17 protein-coding genes are annotated in these 18,480 nt (G+C 33.6%); 11 read left to right on the forward strand and 6 right to left on the reverse strand.

The features are described from left to right. The first annotated feature begins 90 nt into the window (after window positions 1-90). The gene (locus tag ACVFVN_RS11405; protein WP_456235348.1) at window positions 91-1,371 is read left to right on the forward strand and encodes a replication-associated recombination protein A; all 1,281 of its coding nucleotides are present in this window, start codon (window positions 91-93) and stop codon (window positions 1,369-1,371) included. 49 nt (window positions 1,372-1,420) lie between these two features. Here ACVFVN_RS11405 and pheA read toward each other — a convergent pair whose 3' ends face one another. Continuing rightward, the gene (gene pheA, locus ACVFVN_RS11410) at window positions 1,421-2,272 is read right to left on the reverse strand and encodes a prephenate dehydratase (protein WP_456235349.1); all 852 of its coding nucleotides are present in this window, start codon (window positions 2,270-2,272) and stop codon (window positions 1,421-1,423) included. A 380-nt stretch (window positions 2,273-2,652) separates the two neighbouring features. Here pheA and ACVFVN_RS11415 point away from each other — a divergent pair, with 380 nt between their 5' ends. The 6 genes from ACVFVN_RS11415 (at window position 2,653) to ACVFVN_RS11440 (ending at window position 8,038) form a co-directional block, all read left to right on the forward strand. Next, entirely contained in the window at window positions 2,653-3,405 is a 753-nt protein-coding gene (locus tag ACVFVN_RS11415) for a hypothetical protein (protein ID WP_456235350.1), read from the forward strand. Between the two features lie 79 nt (window positions 3,406-3,484). Continuing rightward, window positions 3,485-3,877, forward strand: a complete 393-nt coding sequence (locus tag ACVFVN_RS11420; protein ID WP_165132196.1) for a hypothetical protein — start codon at window positions 3,485-3,487, stop codon at window positions 3,875-3,877. Between the two features lie 11 nt (window positions 3,878-3,888). Then, on the forward strand, window positions 3,889-4,653 hold the full coding sequence (locus ACVFVN_RS11425) for a CsgE family curli-type amyloid fiber assembly protein (RefSeq protein ID WP_456235351.1): 765 nt from the start codon (window positions 3,889-3,891) through the stop codon (window positions 4,651-4,653). 3 nt (window positions 4,654-4,656) lie between these two features. After that, window positions 4,657-5,085, forward strand: coding sequence for a curli assembly protein CsgF (locus ACVFVN_RS11430; RefSeq protein WP_165132190.1), 429 nt, complete (start codon window positions 4,657-4,659; stop codon window positions 5,083-5,085). A 27-nt stretch (window positions 5,086-5,112) separates the two neighbouring features. Then, window positions 5,113-6,519, forward strand: a complete 1,407-nt coding sequence (locus ACVFVN_RS11435) for a CsgG/HfaB family protein (RefSeq protein ID WP_456235352.1) — start codon at window positions 5,113-5,115, stop codon at window positions 6,517-6,519. Window positions 6,520-6,541: 22 nt separating this feature from the next. Beyond that, complete coding sequence (locus ACVFVN_RS11440; RefSeq protein ID WP_456235353.1) at window positions 6,542-8,038, forward strand: carboxypeptidase regulatory-like domain-containing protein; 1,497 nt, start codon at window positions 6,542-6,544, stop codon at window positions 8,036-8,038. Between the two features lie 126 nt (window positions 8,039-8,164). Here ACVFVN_RS11440 and ACVFVN_RS11445 read toward each other — a convergent pair whose 3' ends face one another. Next, complete coding sequence (locus ACVFVN_RS11445) at window positions 8,165-8,962, reverse strand: T9SS-dependent choice-of-anchor J family protein (protein WP_165132181.1); 798 nt, start codon at window positions 8,960-8,962, stop codon at window positions 8,165-8,167. 89 nt (window positions 8,963-9,051) lie between these two features. Further along, window positions 9,052-10,143, reverse strand: a complete 1,092-nt coding sequence (gene ychF / locus ACVFVN_RS11450) for a redox-regulated ATPase YchF (protein ID WP_456235354.1) — start codon at window positions 10,141-10,143, stop codon at window positions 9,052-9,054. A gap of 155 nt (window positions 10,144-10,298) precedes the next feature. Between ychF and ACVFVN_RS11455 the strand changes: the two genes are divergently transcribed. Continuing rightward, entirely contained in the window at window positions 10,299-10,598 is a 300-nt protein-coding gene (locus ACVFVN_RS11455) for a hypothetical protein (RefSeq protein ID WP_165132175.1), read from the forward strand. Here the strand turns inward: ACVFVN_RS11455 and ACVFVN_RS11460 are convergent. Together ACVFVN_RS11460 and mtgA are read right to left on the reverse strand one after the other, a co-directional pair. Further along, window positions 10,576-12,612 (reverse strand): site-specific recombinase, encoded by a 2,037-nt coding sequence (locus ACVFVN_RS11460; RefSeq protein WP_165132172.1) that lies wholly within the window; start codon window positions 12,610-12,612, stop codon window positions 10,576-10,578. The genes ACVFVN_RS11455 and ACVFVN_RS11460 overlap by 23 nt on opposite strands. A gap of 17 nt (window positions 12,613-12,629) precedes the next feature. Further along, window positions 12,630-13,277, reverse strand: coding sequence for a monofunctional biosynthetic peptidoglycan transglycosylase (gene mtgA, locus ACVFVN_RS11465; RefSeq protein WP_456235355.1), 648 nt, complete (start codon window positions 13,275-13,277; stop codon window positions 12,630-12,632). Window positions 13,278-13,412: 135 nt separating this feature from the next. Between mtgA and ACVFVN_RS11470 the strand changes: the two genes are divergently transcribed. Beyond that, the gene (locus tag ACVFVN_RS11470) at window positions 13,413-15,008 is read left to right on the forward strand and encodes a peptide chain release factor 3 (RefSeq protein ID WP_456235356.1); all 1,596 of its coding nucleotides are present in this window, start codon (window positions 13,413-13,415) and stop codon (window positions 15,006-15,008) included. Window positions 15,009-15,246: 238 nt separating this feature from the next. Next, on the forward strand, window positions 15,247-15,933 hold the full coding sequence (locus tag ACVFVN_RS11475) for a hypothetical protein (RefSeq protein WP_409508644.1): 687 nt from the start codon (window positions 15,247-15,249) through the stop codon (window positions 15,931-15,933). 73 nt (window positions 15,934-16,006) lie between these two features. Here the strand turns inward: ACVFVN_RS11475 and pruA are convergent, their stop codons facing one another. Beyond that, window positions 16,007-17,632 carry an L-glutamate gamma-semialdehyde dehydrogenase gene (gene pruA / locus ACVFVN_RS11480; protein ID WP_456235357.1) on the reverse strand — a complete coding sequence of 542 codons (1,626 nt, stop codon included), beginning with the start codon at window positions 17,630-17,632 and terminating at the stop codon, window positions 16,007-16,009. 205 nt (window positions 17,633-17,837) lie between these two features. On the opposite strand from pruA, the gene ACVFVN_RS11485 reads away from it, so the two are divergent. Continuing rightward, a complete protein-coding gene (locus ACVFVN_RS11485) occupies window positions 17,838-18,209 on the forward strand; it encodes a hypothetical protein (protein WP_456235358.1) in 372 nt (123 codons plus the stop codon). Window positions 18,210-18,480: the final 271 nt, after the last annotated feature.

The raw sequence follows: 18,480 nt of genomic DNA on the forward strand, positions 1-18,480 counted from the left end.
GTTAAGTCTTTTAGAAATTCAAGTTCGTACAAAGCTTTTAATTTAAGAATCGTCATTTTTCTTTATCATTCTATTTCGTAATTTTGAGCTATGAATAGCAATTCGCCTTTAGCAGAAATTTTGCGCCCGAAAACACTAGATGAAGTTGTAGGACAAGAACATTTGACAGGTCCACAAGGACCAATACGTCGTATGTTGCAAAATGATACTATCAATTCGTTGATATTTTGGGGACCTCCAGGTACAGGAAAAACGACTTTAGCAGAAATAATTTCGGAACAATCCAAACGAAAGTTTTACAAATTAAGTGCCGTAACTTCTGGGGTTAAAGATGTTCGTGATGTTATTGAAGATGCTAAAAAACAAAATTTATTCTCCGGAAAATCGCCAATTCTATTTATTGATGAGATACACCGGTTTAATAAATCTCAACAAGATTCGTTGCTACATGCTGTTGAAAAAGGCTGGATTGTTTTGATAGGTGCGACAACAGAAAATCCGAGTTTTGAAGTGGTCTCAGCATTGTTATCGAGAAGTCAAGTCTATGTTCTTAAAGCTTTGACGTTTGAAAAGTTGGAAGAACTGGCTGATACAAGTCTCAAGAAATATAACGAACTCAATCTTTCCCAATTCGTTTTGGATGACAAGGCCGCGTTTATTCAATATTCTGGAGGCGATGCACGTAAGTTGATTAATTCAATAGAGTTGGTTCTTAATCAATTTAAAAATTCAAAAACCGAACATATTAATAACGATGATGTGCTTTCTATTTTACAAGAAAATATGGCACTTTATGATAAAAATGGCGAACAACATTACGATATAATTTCGGCTTTTATCAAATCTATTCGGGGTAGCGATCCCAATGCTGCTGTGTATTGGTTGGCGCGAATGTTAGTTGGTGGTGAAGATATCAAATTTATTGCACGACGTCTAGTGATTCTTGCTTCTGAAGACATTGGATTAGCAAATCCAAATGCCTTGGTCGTAGCAAATAATTGTTTCCAAGCTATTAATATCATCGGTAATCCAGAAGCTAGAATTATCCTTAGTGAAACTGCTATTTATCTCGCTGTATCGCCTAAAAGTAACACTGCTTACGTCGCTATAAACGATGCAATAGCTTTAGTTAAAAAAACAGGAAATCTTCCTGTACCATTACATTTGCGCAATGCACCGACCAAGCTTATGAAAGATATGGATTATGGAAAAGATTACCAATATGCGCATGCACACGCAGGTAATTTTGTAGAACAAGAGTTTTTACCAGAAGAGATTTCAGGTTTTCATTTGTACCAACCTGGGCAAAATTCCACTGAGCAAAAAATAAAAGACCAGCTCCAAAAAAAATGGGGAAATCGGTATGAGTAGTTAATATTTGGAGGGAAATTTATTAAGCTTTAAAAATAGAATACTGCTGTTAACTTTCCAATAGATATTCGTTATAATTTCCAAGAAAATCGACTTTAGTTCCTAAAGCTTTTAACTCTTCAAGTGCATTTTCATGCAAAATAGGATGCCATTCGCCAACAACATTTAGGAAGAAAAAATAATTACCAAGACCTGTTTTCAGAGTTCTTGACTCGATTTTGCTGAGGTTCATATTGCGCCACGCAAAAACCGATAAAACCTGATGCAATACTCCAGCATGATCTTCGGGTAAGCTGACCAAAAGACCAGATTTTTTACCGATATTTTCTAACGAAATATTATGATAAGTATATTGATTTTTTGATATAATAATGAAACGTGTATGGTTTTGCTCAAAATCATGAATGTTACGATGTATAATTTCTAAACCATAAAGTTTGGCAGCAAACTGGTTGGCTACCGCAGCAATTTTTCGATTTTTGTTTTCGGAAACATACTTTGCAGCGGCTGCTGTAGAAGAAAAATCTTGTTTGACAATATTTGGAAAATGACTATTCAGAAAATGAAAACTTTGCGCAAGGGCTTGTGGATGCGAGTATATTTTTTCAAAATCAGTTTCGTTTCTATTTTCAGGAATAACCATAAGGTGATGTGCAATGGGCATTACAGCTTCGGCTTCGATTTTGACATTTGGCATTTTATAAAGATAATCCAAAGTCATGGAAACGGTGCCTTCTATTGAGTTTTCGAGTGGAACAACGGCTTTTTCGACTTTATTATTTTCGACAGCTTTGAAGCAATCCAGAATACTAGCTTCTGGAATTAGTAAATCGTTAGTAAATAGTTGTGTTGTCGCTAGCTGGGTGAAAGAAGCTTTTGGTCCAAGAAATGCTATTTTCATTATATATTATATTAATGAAATTAAATTTGTTTAATTTTAAGCATAGTTAAGTTTTTTGTTTGAATTTCATCTAATAATGATAGTCAAAAATTAATTTTTTTAGCCATTTTGAATAAAATTTACATTGTTAATTCTAACTAGTTGGATAAATTTGTCCACTTAGATTAAGTTTTTGTTATACTTTCTAGATAAATGTTTTCTTATTGGGTTTGTGTAAATCTTTTATTTATAGATATTTATGATAAGATCAAAAATTACGAGGGGGATATGATGGGGTAACGGAAAATAGTGATATTCAAAAATCATATATAAAAGCGATTTTTTGAAGGGGTTGACAAACATATCTTTGGACTGTTAAACCATTAAAAAAACGTTTTATCATGAAAAAGTTAATTTTAACTGCATGTGCAGTTTTTGCAACAAGTTTTGCATTCGCTCAAGCTAACAATGATGTTACTACACAATTAGGTAACGGGAACTCAGCTACAGTAAACCAAGTAGGGTTAATGAACGACAACTCTATTCACCAACAAGGTGATGATAACATTGCTAGTACAACTCAAACAGGTATTGGTAATATGAATGAGTCTGAAAGTTATGGAAACGATAACGAAATCGATGTAACTCAAGTAGGTCTTGGTAACGAAAATTATTCAGGTCAACTAGGTAATTCTAATTATGCTTGGGTTTCTCAATCAGGAGCATTCAACTCTAGTTTCCAAGTACAAATTGGAAATGATAATGATACTCGTGTATCACAAGTTGGAGCTTTTAATGAAAGCACACAAGTTTCTATGGGAAATGATAATATTGCTTGGGCTGTACAAGATGGTTTGGGTAATTCAGCAACTCAAGGACAATTAGGAGATGGTAATATTGCATTCGCTAGCCAAACAGGAATTTTAAATGAGTCAGTACAGACCCAATTAGGAGATGATAATATTGCTATAGTTTTGCAGGATGGTTTTGCTAATTATGCAGAACAATATCAAGATGGAAATGGCAATAGTGCTCTTGATATGCAAACAGGACTTTTTAACTCTTCTGTTGTAACTCAACTAGGTGATGCACATAGTCATGTGGGAACTCAAGTTGGAGTAGGCAACTCAATGGTTGTTAATCAAAGTAACTAGGGGATTAGTTTAGTATGTAAGGAGGAAGAGTTATTAATAAGCTGCTTCCTCCTTTTTATCTTTTATTATTTCTATCAAAATGAGAACAAAGTTTCTTTTTATAATGTTTAGTTTTAGCTTTTTTATAATTGCTAAAACACAATCATTTAAAGACCTTAATTCTCAAAATGTTTTACAATTTCTCACATCATCACAATCGGCAGATATTGGTAGTTTAAGCAATGTTATCCAACTAGGTGATAATAATTTGCTAGAAGCAAGCTTAATAGATGATAAGCTTTATAGTTTGCAGATGGGTAATAACAATGTAGCAAATTATATTGATTATAACAGAAACCAAATGTCAGAGATGACGATAAGAACAATTGGTAATAATAATATCATTGTAGTAGATGGTAGCAATTCTATTTCTAATGGAATGAGTGTTGAAATAATTGGAAGTAATAAAAGTATATTTATAGAAAACAGATAAAAAAATATGTAATGAAAAATTTGTTTTACTTGTTTTCTTGTTTATTAATTTTTTCCCCTATACTATTTTTTTCTCAAATTGAAAATACTATTGATGTGAAAGCTGCTATAGAAGTTAAAAATGCCGAGAGTATGATTTCGATTCATGCTAAGGCCATTAATAATGACGATATTGTGCATGCTCTTAATTATCTTTTGATAAGTATCAAGCGTTCTTCAAACGGCAATATTTCAAATAACAAGCAAGAAGGACGGTTTATTATCAGTCCAGATGAGAGAAAAGATTTATCACAAATAACAATTAATTATGCCAATGATGATCAAGTAAAAATTTATTTGTTTATTAGAAATGAAAAAGAAAATCAATTAGTTTCCAAAGACTCTTTGTTTTTTAATGTAAAGTCAGACGAGTTACTAAGCCATAAATATAACTTTAGTAATGAGAAAGATGAAATTGTTAAAGAAGAAGATTTTGAATTGAAAGGTCTTGTAGTGGACAATACCAAAAGTAAAATCGGAAAAGATTTTTTTGAGGCATTTTATAATATATATAAAGATTCTACTAATCAATTCGCTTTTGTAATTAATATTAACGAATTACCTTCAATAGGTAGAAATGGTATAATAAATATTGATACAAGTGATAAAAATATCTACAGTTTTCGTGTGGTTCCAAATGATGATTACATCATTGCACAAGCACAGATGACAATGCGGTATCTTAATAATTATTATAGGGAAAGCAAACTATTAGATAAGGAGTTAAGAGCTCCCTAAAACATGAAAACAATTTGTCCTGTTCCAAAGGTTTTGCTAGTTATCCTTTTTATTTTAGGATATACCTCCATAAAATCCCAACAGATGGCTTACAAACCAATTAACCCTGCTTTGGGAGGAGATTATTTTAACTACAGTTGGTTGCTAAATTCAGCTAATGCGCAAAACCAGTTTGATGATAATAAAACTCCAGGCTTCAAACAACCTACAGCAATAGGTAGTTTTCAAGAAAATCTTAATCGTCAACTGCTAAATCAAATTTCGAGAAATTTATTTGGTGGAGACTTAGGAGATTCGAACTTAACGCCAGGTGTTTACAATATGGGGTCGCTAAATGTCACAATCTCTGAATATTTTGGAGGCCTTAACATAGGTATTATAGATATGAATACTGGAGAACAAACCAATATCAATCTTCCTAATACTAACTAAAAATTAACATAACCAAAATCTGAAAAAATGTATTTTAAACGTAACCTAAAAAAAGTACATTTTCTCTTTTCAATTCCTTTATTAATACTTAATAGCTGTAGTGCATTATTCAAAGCTCCTACAGGTTATCAAAGTTCTACTTTAGGTGAAGTAACGCCTTATACTAAGTTGCTGAAAACTTTGCCGGAACCTAAAGAAAAAGCAGTGGTAGCAGTCTATAAGTTTAAAGACCAAACAGGTCAGTATAAAGCATCAGAGAATATTTCTAACTGGAGTACCGCAATTCCTCAAGGTACGACTTCTATTCTACTAAAAGCTTTAGAAGACTCAAAATGGTTTACTACAATTGAAAGAGAAAATATTAGTGATTTGCTCAATGAAAGACAAATCATAAAATCTACAAGACAAGAGTATGCAGCTTTACAAAACCAAGCAAATGGTCAAAAAAGTTCTGCTACGCCATTACCACCTCTTTTATTCGCTGGAGTAATTATCGAAGGCGGAATTATTTCCTATGATACTAATATAATGACAGGTGGTGCAGGGGCGCGCTATTTTGGAATCGGTGCTAGTTCGCAATATCGACAAGATCGCATTTCGGTATATCTGCGCGCTGTTTCTACCAATAATGGCAAAATTTTAAAAACCATTTATACTTCCAAAACTATTTTATCACAATCTCTTAGCGGTAGTTTCTTTCGATATGTTGACACAGAAAGACTTATGGAGGCAGAAATTGGTGTGACAAAAAATGAACCTGTACACCTTGCGGTGAAAGAAGCTATTGAAAAAGCCGTCTTTTCATTGGTTTTAGAAGGTGTTAAAGATGGTCTTTGGGAAGCAGATGAATCTAATAAAAAAGTAGTGGATAGTCTTATTGCAAAGCAAAAAACAGAAGAACAAATTAATGAAGACTTTAGAATTGATAACAGATTGATAGCGCCTAAACGCGGAAGCTTTGGACTGTTTGGCGGATTGATGTCCAATACCATAAAAGGAGATTATCCTGATGGAAAAGCCAAAATTGGATATAATTTTGGAATGAAAATATATGTTAGCAATAATATTAGCTTGGATGCTAATGTTGCCGATTTCTATTTAGTGAATTCTAATATTTTCAAACGAAAGTTTAATAGTCTAGATTTTAATGTCGAATACCTAATAATGCCTAATGACAACGTCTCGCCATATGTGTATGGAGGTGTTGGAATGATAGGTTCTAGCCATTCATTTTTTAATAATATTAAAACTAAAATAAATGCTGGTGCAGGCATAGAATATCTACCAATGCCAAAATTTGGACTAAGATTGTATGGTGAATATGATTTCGGAATGAATGATGATTGGGACAATTTAGTTAGTGGTAAAAGGAATGATAACCTTTTTAGAATAGGACTAAGTCTTAATTATTATTTTGGAAAACCTAAAAACTAATCAAACCTTAAACTTTAAAATCATGAATTCATATAAATATATAAAGTTTCTATTCCTTTTTTTGATATTAATTTTGACAGGATGTAGCGAAGATCTTGTGGAAAAAACCTATAAAGCAAACATCAAAGGCGTAGTAGTGAAGTATAAAACCAATGAACCTCTTCAGAATGTGAAAATAACGACGGCACCTACAACAGAAACAATTTTTACGGTTGCGGATGGAAGTTTTATAATAAAAGATGTTCCTATTGGAGATTACTCTGTTAAAGCAGAGCTAGAAGGCTACATTATGGAAATAAAAGGTGCTAACCTAAAAGACGATGGTCAGACCGTAAGTGTCGTATTCGAAATGAAAGATGATAATACACTTAATTCTCCGCCATCTGCTCCGGAGCTTGTAACACCTGCTGATAATGCAGAAAATCAAGCTTTGTCACTTAAACTAAGTTGGAATTGTACAGATCCAGATGAGGATTCGATTACTTATAGAGTTATTCTTAAAAATAATAAGAATAATAATATTAAAACCTATAAGAATCTAACTGAAAAATCCTTGACATTGGATAGTTTGGTTTTTGGAACAAGTTATTTTTGGCAGGTCGTGGCATCAGATGGCATTAACGAGGAAGTTTTTAGTAAAACTAATAAGTTTACAACCATCAAAATACCAGAAAATAGATATCATTTTGTAAGAAAAATAGGTGATAACCTAGGTATTCTCTCATCAGATGAACTTGGCAAAAATTTTCAACTTACTAAAGATAATACAAGTGCAATACGACCTCGTAAGAGCAATGCAGCTGGTGTTATTGCATTTATTAAAGTTGTAGAAGGTAATCCTCATATTTTTACAGTAAAACCAGATGGCTCAGAATTGTTTAAAGTAACATCAATTCCGATTTCAGGCTTTAATATTAATGAAGTTGATTTTTCATGGAGTGCCAATGGAAAAGAAATATTATACCCAAGCTTTGATAAAATATACCGTGTCAACAAAGATGGTAGCGGCACACAGCTTGTTTATCAAACTACAGATGGCAGTTTTATTTCTGAATGTGCATGGTCTGCTGATGGGACAAAAATTGCATTGAAAACTAATAATATCAATGGTTACAATGTTAAGATTTATGTAATAGATATGTTAGGAAATGTTCTCAAAACCATATTAGAAAATGTTACTGGAGCAGCTGGAGGTTTAGACTTCTCGGTTGAAGGGACTAAGATTCTCTATACACGAGATATCTCTGGTTTTGAAAATAGTGACTACAGACAACTCAATACACATATTTTTATATACGATTTAACAGACGATACAGTTTTGGATGTATCCACTAAAACGAAAATCCCAGCCGGCTATATTGACATTGATCCTAGATTCTCACCTAATGAAGCAGAGGTTATTTTTACCCAAACTTCTAACGATGGAATATCTCAGAAAGATGTCTATAGACTTTCTATTACCGACGAGGATTCTAGAAAGTTGCTTTTCAGCAACGCCTGGATGCCCGACTGGGAATAGGTTACATTTTTTTCAGAGGAACCTCTTCGTATGAAGAGGTTCGCTTTTTTATAATGCTAACCTTTATTAAAAGTCTTTTGAATTTAGATAGTATTAAAGCTAATTAAATCCAAGGAGTTATTATAATTACTTTTTAATAATCTTTCTGGATATTACATTGTTTTCAGAATAGATATTCACAATATAAGAGCCAGGAAGTAGATTTTTAAGATTAGTTTCAGAATTTTGAGTTTCCAAAACTTTGTGTCCATTCATGTCAAAAATTCTTATTTTTTCAATTTTATTTAATCCAGAAACTTTTAAAATATCAGAAGTTGGATTAGGATAGATTTTAACAGACGTTTTGTTGATATCAGAAATGGCTAGCTTTGGTTCTTCCAAAACTTCAATATTATCTAATAGTAAAACCAACAAATCTGTACAATCATAATGTCTAAATACCAATCTCACATCTTGTCCTGCATATTCGCTAATATCAATATTGACATGTTTTGCCTCGTCCATATAGCCAGCATCTAGTGTTTCTTCAAAAATAGGTATTTCGGTTCCTGCAAATTCAGTGTTGGCAGGGATGACATATACTGCATAATGTTCTTGAAATACTTCTTCATCAAAAGCGCCGATATCGAATTTTAATGTTAATTTTTTGTCAGCATTATTTGGTAAGATAATACTAGGGCTTGTTAATGTATTATCTGGCGTAAAAGCATCAAAAAACCAAGACCATGATGTGGCATAAAAACCAGTGAAACTATCAATTTCGGAATTGTCAAATTCCCATTTTTCTCCATCGCCATCTCTGTCTGTGTTAATCCAAGAATTGCGTCCAGCTTCTGTTTCAAAATCTTCTTTAAAAATTGATGTTTGAGAAAATCCAGAAATACAAGTTGCCAAAGAGGCTGTAAGAAGTAGTTTTTTAATCATATTTAAATATTTAATTGGTCAAATGTACAATAAAAAAAACACCCGTTTTAGGAGTGTTTTTAAAATTTATTTAGAAGCCTTAAATTCAATTAAACATTGAATCTAAAGTGCATAATATCACCATCTTGTACAATGTATTCTTTACCTTCTACCGAAAGCTTTCCAGCTTCTTTCACTTTAGCCTCGGAGCCATAGGTCATATAGTCATCATATTTGATAACTTCTGCACGGATAAATCCTTTTTCAAAATCTGTATGGATAACCCCAGCCGCTTGTGGAGCTGTCCAACCTTTACCAATTGTCCATGCACGCACTTCTTTAACACCCGCTGTGAAATAAGTTTGTAGTTTTAATAAAGCATAAGCTTGACGGATTAATCGATTAACGCCTGGCTCTTCAAGACCTAGTTCTTCTAAAAACATTTGGCGTTCTTCATAAGATTCTAGCTCGTTGATATCCGCCTCAATCTGAGCTGCTAAAACCACAACTTCAGCACCTTCATTTTTTGCCATTTCTTCAATCTTAGCAATCCATTGGTTACCATTTTTGATCGAGCTTTCATCGACATTACAAACATAAAGTACAGGTTTGTTTGTCAATAATTTCACTTCATTTATAATTGGAGCTGTCAAATCATTTACAGGAAATTCTCTAGAATTCTTTCCGTCTTCAACAAATTTTTGAAGATTTTGTAAAGTTTCGTAAGCTAAGATATCTTCTTTTTTACCAGATTTGATGAATTTTTTTGCTTTGTCAACTGCTTTTCCTATCGTTTCAAGATCTTTTAATTGAAGTTCTATATCAATAATTTCTTTATCACGCATTGGATCAACAGAACCTTCCACATGGATGATGTTACCGTTATCGAAACATCTCAAAACATGGATGATAGCTTCACATTCGCGGATATTGGCTAAGAATTGGTTGCCAAGACCTTCGCCTTTGCTAGCCCCTTTTACAAGGCCTGCGATGTCAACAATCTCTACAACAGCTGGCAAAACGCGCTCTGGATTTACTATTTTTTCCAGCTCAAAAAGACGTGGATCTGGTACAGAAACAGTCCCTAAATTGGGCTCTATCGTACAGAATGGATAGTTTGCAGATTGTGCTTTTGCGTTACTAAGACAGTTAAAAAGAGTTGATTTTCCAACATTAGGTAAACCTACAATGCCACATTTCATTATATCGTGATATTTGTTTTGTTATTAATTAGTTTCGATAAAGTGTTTTTTACCAAATTATCGCGGGCAAAGATAGTGATTTTGTTTTTTAAATTTTAATTTTACATTTACTTCGCAAAACTAATTCTAATGATGTATTTGCGAGATTAATAATTATGGGAAAGAAAAAGAAAAGAGAGTTTTTGTCGTCAGAATTGGTACAAAGTTTTGCAAAAATTCATGGTTTTGAATCCAAACTTCAGGCTTTTGAGATTAAAGATTTTTTGGAAGATTATCTCTCTGCAGATTTGTTCAATGAGATAGAGTCTGTTAATATCGACCAAGGGAATCTTTTAATCAAAATAAAATCACCACTTCTTAAAAATGATTTTAGACTTCGCAAAAGTTTTTATTTAAGCAAAATTAAAAATAGTCTTGGGGAAAATTTCGATTTTAAAGATCTTTTGGTTTTGTAGGAGCTTTAGACTTTTCCATAAGTTCTTGTGCTTTTCCGTCCAATCTTGAGCGTATCGGAATAAAAAAACGCAAAGGGTTTTTAAGAAAATACTTGAAGATTTCCTGAAATATAGCGCCAATCTCTGTTGTATTCATCTTTCTGGAACGGAAAGCCAGCATCATAGACAGACCAAAACTTACGATAAAGTTAAAAAAGCCAATCAATCCAATAGTGACAAAAGAAACCCAAAAGGTGTACATACCAACCGAAAATCCTTTACCATAAAGCGCTACAGCAAAATATCCAGTAGAAAAAGTGATGTGTCGAATGTCAATATCCAAGCCCAAAAATATACCAATGGGACCCGTAATGCCTAAAAAAACACCAAACCAAAAGTTGGACATAATGCCTGCCCAGTTTTTATAATAATATATGGAAAGGTTTTCAGCGAATTTTTGTCCGAAAAAATAATTGATAAAGGGATTTTTGGCAATCCTTTTCGGAATTTGGAAAAATACCGAATTGTTGGCAATATTTCCAGATATAATCCCAGATATAAACAAGAATACTCCAGCAATACTTGCGTGTAAAAGGGCTTTGGACTCGAACATATTAATGTTGTGGAACAGCTTGTCAGCCTTTTCGGTACCATAATTATGATTGAGCAAAATATCCAGTGCATACACAACTGCGAGTGCAGATGCAAACGTTAAAAAAACATTTCCTACAAATGCGATGAACTGACTTCTAAAAAGTTTTGAAACAAAGTGTGCAAAGTCAACATAGTTTTTTTGAGTGTTATTTTTATCAGAAAGGACTTTTGCCATCGTTGCGGCGGTCATCGCAGGCTGTTTGGTCGCGATCGTATAACCCATCAAATAGATGATAACAAAACACATTGCATAATTGAAAGCATAGATGGCAGCATGACCAAATTCGCTGGAATCCAAATCGCCGTATAAAATCTTAAGAATACTGCATGCACCGATAATAACACCTGCCGCACTAGCTTTCCATAGCATTTTCAGATAATCCTTCTGGGACGAGGTGATATAATGTGTGCCCGTTTCAGCGGTATGATTGGTAATCAGGTGCGATATCAACCTTGTATTGTCAGAAAGCAAATCTTGGACATTATTCTTGTGCGATTTGTAACGAAGTATATTCAAAAATAATTGCTTGGAGCGGACAACATAATCGCTGTCATCATCAATAACAAAGATTTGAAGTATCTCGGACATTCTTGTCAACTGCTGACGAATTTTGAGAAGATAGAGATTAATCTTACTGGAAATTCCGTATTTACTACTGTTTTTAAAAGCGATATTTACAAATTCCTGGCATTGTTGAAGGTAAACTTTTATTTGTTTATAAACTTCATCTTTAGAATTGAGTTGAAAGTTGGGCTCATCTTTGAAGTTGGTTATCAAAATATCCAATTCATTTTGCAAAGCCAAAAAAGGATTGTCAAGATTTCGATATTTAGGAACCATTTTCATAACCTCAACATCCATCGCATTTCCGATGACACGCCAAGCCAAAACATTGAAAGCGAAAAGCAATTCTTTTTTGACATGCGTATTGGCAACCAGACGATCAATTTTTAGAAGTTTGAAAAGTTCGCTCAATTTATCTTCCTCGGAGTTGAGAAAAAAATCAAGGTCTTTTTTGGGTGTAACGGATACAAAGTCAACGAGGTACCAGATCGTATTTTCGTTTTCTATATTTGGTAGTACTTTGTTAAGAAGTCTTTTCTTTAGTTCTGGAAAAAAAGCATTTTCGGATAATATATCTGCTTCTGTTAAAGATAAATTAAAGGGTTTATCTTTAAAAATATTTTGAATATAATAACTTAAATTATCAGTAATATCCTGATTGTCTTTGAGATAAGCTACGAAAACACCCAAGTCTTCCTTCTTCACAGCACCTATTAATTCAGCGAGTGGATCAAGAGAAAAAGTTTCATTTTGGGCACTAAAATATTTTTTTAGAACCGTACTGAAGTTGTCTTTGTTTTTTAATCTTAAAGGCATAAGTTCTGCAAATATAATTATTTCAGAACAATGTTATTCATTTGACGCATCACCCAGTTGTGTTTTTTGTTGAGATAAGGTGTCGGATTTTTAGGATCATATTTTTGCGGATTAGGAAGTACAACAGCTATCCAAGCTGCCTCACTTTTGCTAAGGTCTTTAGAAGATTTCCCAAAATAATATTTGGATGCCGCTTCCACACCAAAAACCCCTTGTCCCATTTCTATTGAGTTGAGATAGCGCTCCAGGATGATATCTTTTCCCCAAACTTTTTCGATAATAAATGTATAGACGGTTTCTAATCCTTTTCGGAACCAGCTTCTACCTTGCCACAGAAATACATTTTTGGCGGTTTGTTGAGAAATGGTACTTCCGCCGCGTTTCACTTTTCCTTTCTTTTCGTTGTGTTCTAATGCTTTTTTAATCGCTTTTACGTCAAAACCATTATGTTCAAAAAAAAGTTGATCTTCGGAAGCTATCACCGCTTTTTTAACATTATTCCCCATATCGTCATAGGAAATATAATCGCGATCTAGTTTTCCATATTTCAACATACCGCCCAATTGTGTCCATGTAATGGGAGGATTAAAGAAAATCCCAAGTGTGATAAACAAGATGTTGGCGATAATAATCACTAATACAAGTCGCTTTATAAATTTGAACATTGAATACTGTTTTCGTGCACAAAAGTAATCACATTTTCAATATTTCCAAATGATAAAATGTCAAGAAAAATTCTTACAGAATCTAATTTTAGTTTTTAAATAAAAATCACGATTTTTGCAATCTCAATTTTTATTATGTCTTTAGAACAAGAAATTAGCAAAAGAAAAACATTTGGGATTATTGCCCACCCGGATGCCGGAAAAACGACTTTGACAGAGAAACTGCTTCTTTTCGGAGGAGCAATTCAAGAAGCGGGTGCGGTGAAGTCCAACAAGATAAAAAAAGGAGCAACCTCCGACTTTATGGAAATAGAACGCCAAAGAGGAATCTCGGTGGCGACTTCAGTTTTGGCATTCGAGTATAAAGATCATAAGATTAATATTCTCGATACGCCTGGTCACAAAGATTTTGCGGAAGATACATACCGTACATTGACGGCGGTAGATTCTGTAATTGTTGTTGTCGATGTTGCAAAAGGTGTGGAGGAACAAACTGAAAAATTGGTTAAGGTTTGTCAAATGAGAAATATTCCAATGTTGGTATTTATCAACAAGTTGGATAGAGAAGGGAAAGATGCTTTTGACCTTTTGGACGAAGTGGAACAAAAACTAGGTCTTAATGTTGTACCATTATCTTTACCAATTGGTATGGGTAGCGACTTCCAAGGGATTTATAATATTTGGGAAAGCAATATTCAGTTGTTTTTAGAAGAAAAAAAACAAAAGGTCGGCGACACGGTAAAGTTTGAAGATATTAATGATCCGAAAATTGACGAAATGATTGGTGCCAAAGCCGCCGCTCAACTTCGTGAAGAATTGGAGCTTATAGAATCTGTATATCCTGCTTTTGATCGTGAGGCATACATCAACGGCAACCAGCAACCTGTATTTTTTGGTTCAGCATTAAATAATTTTGGTGTTCGTGAGTTGTTGGATGCTTTTATCGAAATTGCACCGATGCCGCAACCCAAAGAATCTGACCAAAGAATTGTTAAGCCAGAAGAAAAAAACTTTACAGGTTTTGTGTTTAAAATCCATGCGAATATGGACCCGAAACACCGCGACCGTCTTGCCTTTGTAAAAATCGTGTCCGGAACTTTTAAAAGAAACGAAAATTATCTTTTAGTAAGAGAAGGTAAAAAATTGAAATTTTCTTCACCTAATGCTTTTTTTGCAGATAAAAAAGAAGTTGTTGAGGAGAGCTATCCTGGCGATATTGTAGGATTGCACGATACGGGTAACTTCCGCATTGGTGATACATTAACTTCGGGAGAAAAATTAAGTTTCAAAGGAATTCCGAGTTTCTCGCCAGAGCATTTCAGATTTATTAACAATGATGATCCTCTTAAAGCTAAGCAATTGGCTAAAGGTATCGACCAGTTGATGGACGAAGGCGTGGCACAATTATTCGTTATGGAGATGAATGGTCGTAAAATCATCGGTACCGTTGGAGCACTTCAGTTTGAAGTTATCCAATATCGTCTGGAGCACGAATATGGCGCCAAATGTACGTATGAGCCTATCTCGATTCACAAAGCTTGTTGGGTAGAAGCTGATGAAAAGTCTGCGGAATTCCAGGAGTTTGCAAGATTGAAACAGCGTTTCTTGGCGAAAGATAAATATGATCAATTGGTGTTTCTAGCGGATTCGTCCTTTACAATCCACATGACGCAGGAAAAGTTCCCGAATGTAAAACTTCACTTTATTAGTGAGTTTAGACATCAAGATTAAGAAGTTTACATTTTTAAATATATTAAACCAACTTGCAAAACAGGTTGGTTTTTTTATGATTTAGAAAAGAATTTATCTTTAAAATATTGTTTTAAAGTCAAAAATTATATTAAAAGGAATAATGTTTTTTGTTGTTAAAAATTCATAAAAGTTTTTAAATTATTATAAAATAGAACAAAATAAATAATAATACACCACGTGATTTTGTTATCATTCAGTAAATAAAAATAAAAAAATAATGAAAAAAAGTAACAGAATTATTTATCTGCTATTCTTGTTTGTGGTGGGAGTTAGCATGATGTCTTGTCGCGATGATGACGATGATAATCCTTTTAATCCAAATGATTCTAGTCTTGCAAAAATTAGTTTTGTAAGCAATTTAGCTAATGAAGAAATTATAGATTTTGACATCAACTCAAAAGATTATGTTGAGGTTGATTTTGGAGATGGTAAAAAGATTAAATATGAAAAACCGTCAAATAGTAATGAGATTAAAATTTTTTCCAAAGTAAAAGGAAAAGAAATTAAAATCTACGCGCCCAATGCTAACAGCATTACGAAATTTGAGGCTAATAATATGAAAATAGCTAGTATTGATGTGAAAAATGCAATAGAACTTGACAATCTTGACTTGTATAAAAATGAATTAACAAGTTTAGACATTTCTAAAAATACAAAACTAACTTATATAGATTATAGCATTAATAAAATAAAACAATCTGCCAACAATGCTATTTTGAACGCTTTGCCAAAACGTGTTGAAGCGGATAATGCTGTTGTTTGGGCTTATGACAATTATAATAATACCGAACAAAATGATAAACCGACACAGCAGGCTATCGATGCAGCCGTAGCAAAATTTTGGAACGTTAATATTGATGATTATGATAATGGAAAATCTGTTCGATCTATACAGCATAGATGATACTAAGGAGGTTTGTTTTAAATAAAATCGGCGGGCTCAAAGAGCCCGCCGATTTTATTTAAAACATTTTATATTAGCCTAGATATGGATATTTATAATCTTTTGGAGAAACAAATGTTTCTTTTATACTACGTACAGATACCCAACGTAGAAGATTCATTTTAGAACCCGCTTTATCATTTGTTCCAGAAGCTCTACCACCACCGAATGGCTGTTGACCAACAACGGCTCCAGTTGGTTTGTCATTGATGTAGAAATTACCAGAAGCATTTTCTAAAGCTTTATAAGCCTCGTCAATTGCATAGCGACATTGTGAAAATACAGATCCTGTCAAAGAATATGGCGAAGAAGAATCCACCAATTTTAAAGTTTCTGCCCATTTATCATCTTCGTAAACGTAGATGGAAAGGATAGGACCGAAGATCTCTTCAACCATACTTTCGTATTGAGGATTGGTTGTTTCGATAACAGTTGGATGAACAAACCAACCTTTAGCGTCGTCATATTTACCACCGATAACAACCTTGGCTTCGCTAGATGCATTGGCTCTGTCGATATAAGCTTTACATTTTTCGAAAGAATTTTTATCGATCACCGCATTTACAAAATTGGAAGGATCTTCAGGAGAACCAACTTTAATTGTTGACATTTGGTTTTCCATTACTTTTTTAATATCGTTCCAAAGTGATTTAGGAATATAAGCTCTAGATGCCGCAGAACATTTTTGACCTTGATATTCGAAAGAACCTCTTACCAAAGCCGTTGCTACAGCTTCAACATTGGCAGAAGGATGTGCAATTACAAAATCTTTACCACCAGTTTCTCCCACGATTCTTGGGTAAGTTCTGTAGTTATGGATGTTATCGCCAATCATTTTCCACATACCTTGGAAAACCTTTGTAGAACCTGTAAAGTGTAAGCCTGCAAAATCTTTGTGAGCCATTACTTTTTCAGCAGTTTCTTTCCCGTCTGTAAAGATCATATTGATAACCCCCGCAGGAAGTCCAGCTTCTGTTAATACATCCATAATCACTTTAGCAGAGTAGATTTGTTTGTCAGAAGGTTTCCAAACCACAACATTTCCCATCATGGCCATACAAGCAGGCAAATTACCAGAGATTGCTGTAAAGTTAAACGGCGTTACGGCAAAACAAAATCCTTCTAGTGGTCTGTATTCTACGCGATTCCAAATGCCATTATCCGAAATGGGCTGTTCAGCATACATTTCTGTCATAAACTCTGCATTAAATCTCAAGAAATCGATAAACTCGCACGCCGCATCTATTTCAGCTTGATGAACGTTTTTTGACTGACCTATCATTGTCGCAGCATTGATGGTGTCTCTGTATGGACCAGCGATAAGGTCAGCGGCTTTTAAGAAGATAGAAACTCTTTGTTCCCAACCCAAAGCATTCCATTTGTCTTTTGCTGCCAAAGCAGAGTCGATAGCCTGGTCAACATGCGACATATCACCTTGATGATAAAAACCAAAATCGTGTTGATGGTCTTGTGGCGATTGTAATTTTACATGTTTACCAGTTGTAACCTCTTTGCCATCGATAACCATTGGGATTTCAATCTTTTGATCCCACATTTTTTTGTAGGTTGCGATAAGACTTTTTACTTCTTTAGATCCAGGTTCATAGGAATTAACAGGTTCGTTAATAGCAATAGGAACTTGTGAAATTGCTTTAGACATATTTGTAGTATTTAATATTAAAAATTTAAGTTCCTACAAATTTATTCAATATTTAATTAAAGAAAAAATTAAAACATCGGTACTTTAATAGAAGTATCTTAAGTGTGGTTTTGTTGTTAAATTTTCAAAGAATTTCGATTTTACCTTTTGATTTCTAGATAAAATATCTATTTCAGCACCGAATTAATTTACAAAATTTAAATCTATGATTAAAAAATTACTTTTATCTTCAATTATGTTTGGATTTTTTTACTCTTGCGATAGAGTGGAAGATAATGATGTTGTATCTTCAGCCGATGCTGGAAATAAAATTGAAAAAGTTCAAAAAAAATCACAAGCTTTTTCTGTTCAAGCAATATCTAATTCATCTTTAAAATGTGGAGAGGGTTCATCGGTTTCTCTAGACTTGGATCCTACATTACCTTATTATGATGATTTTAATGTGTCTAAGTATGATAATGTTAATAATTGTCCTTCGAATAATAAGCAGTGTTTAAGTATTAGTGCTTTTTTACTTAGAAAAGGTGCTTATATTTCTGGAAGTTCTAGTGCCGAATCGATACAAAGATTTGGATAATTTTCTGGATATGATGAAATAAATGAATTTAATGCTTTTAAGATAGATGAAGTACCACTAGAAACTGTAGAGTTTACAATTGGAGACGATCCAAGTACAGGCTATGGACTTTGGGCAGATGGGGTTGCTTCTCGTTATATGACAAATAATAATGCTAATGCTGTTTTACATTATTTTAAAAATAACATGAAGGGTATTCATTCGCCTACAGGAGCGCCAATTAGAATTGCTGCTGTTCATATTTACAAGGAAAGTTTATTGTGTATTCCTT

Source organism: Soonwooa purpurea (genome assembly GCF_053891095.1).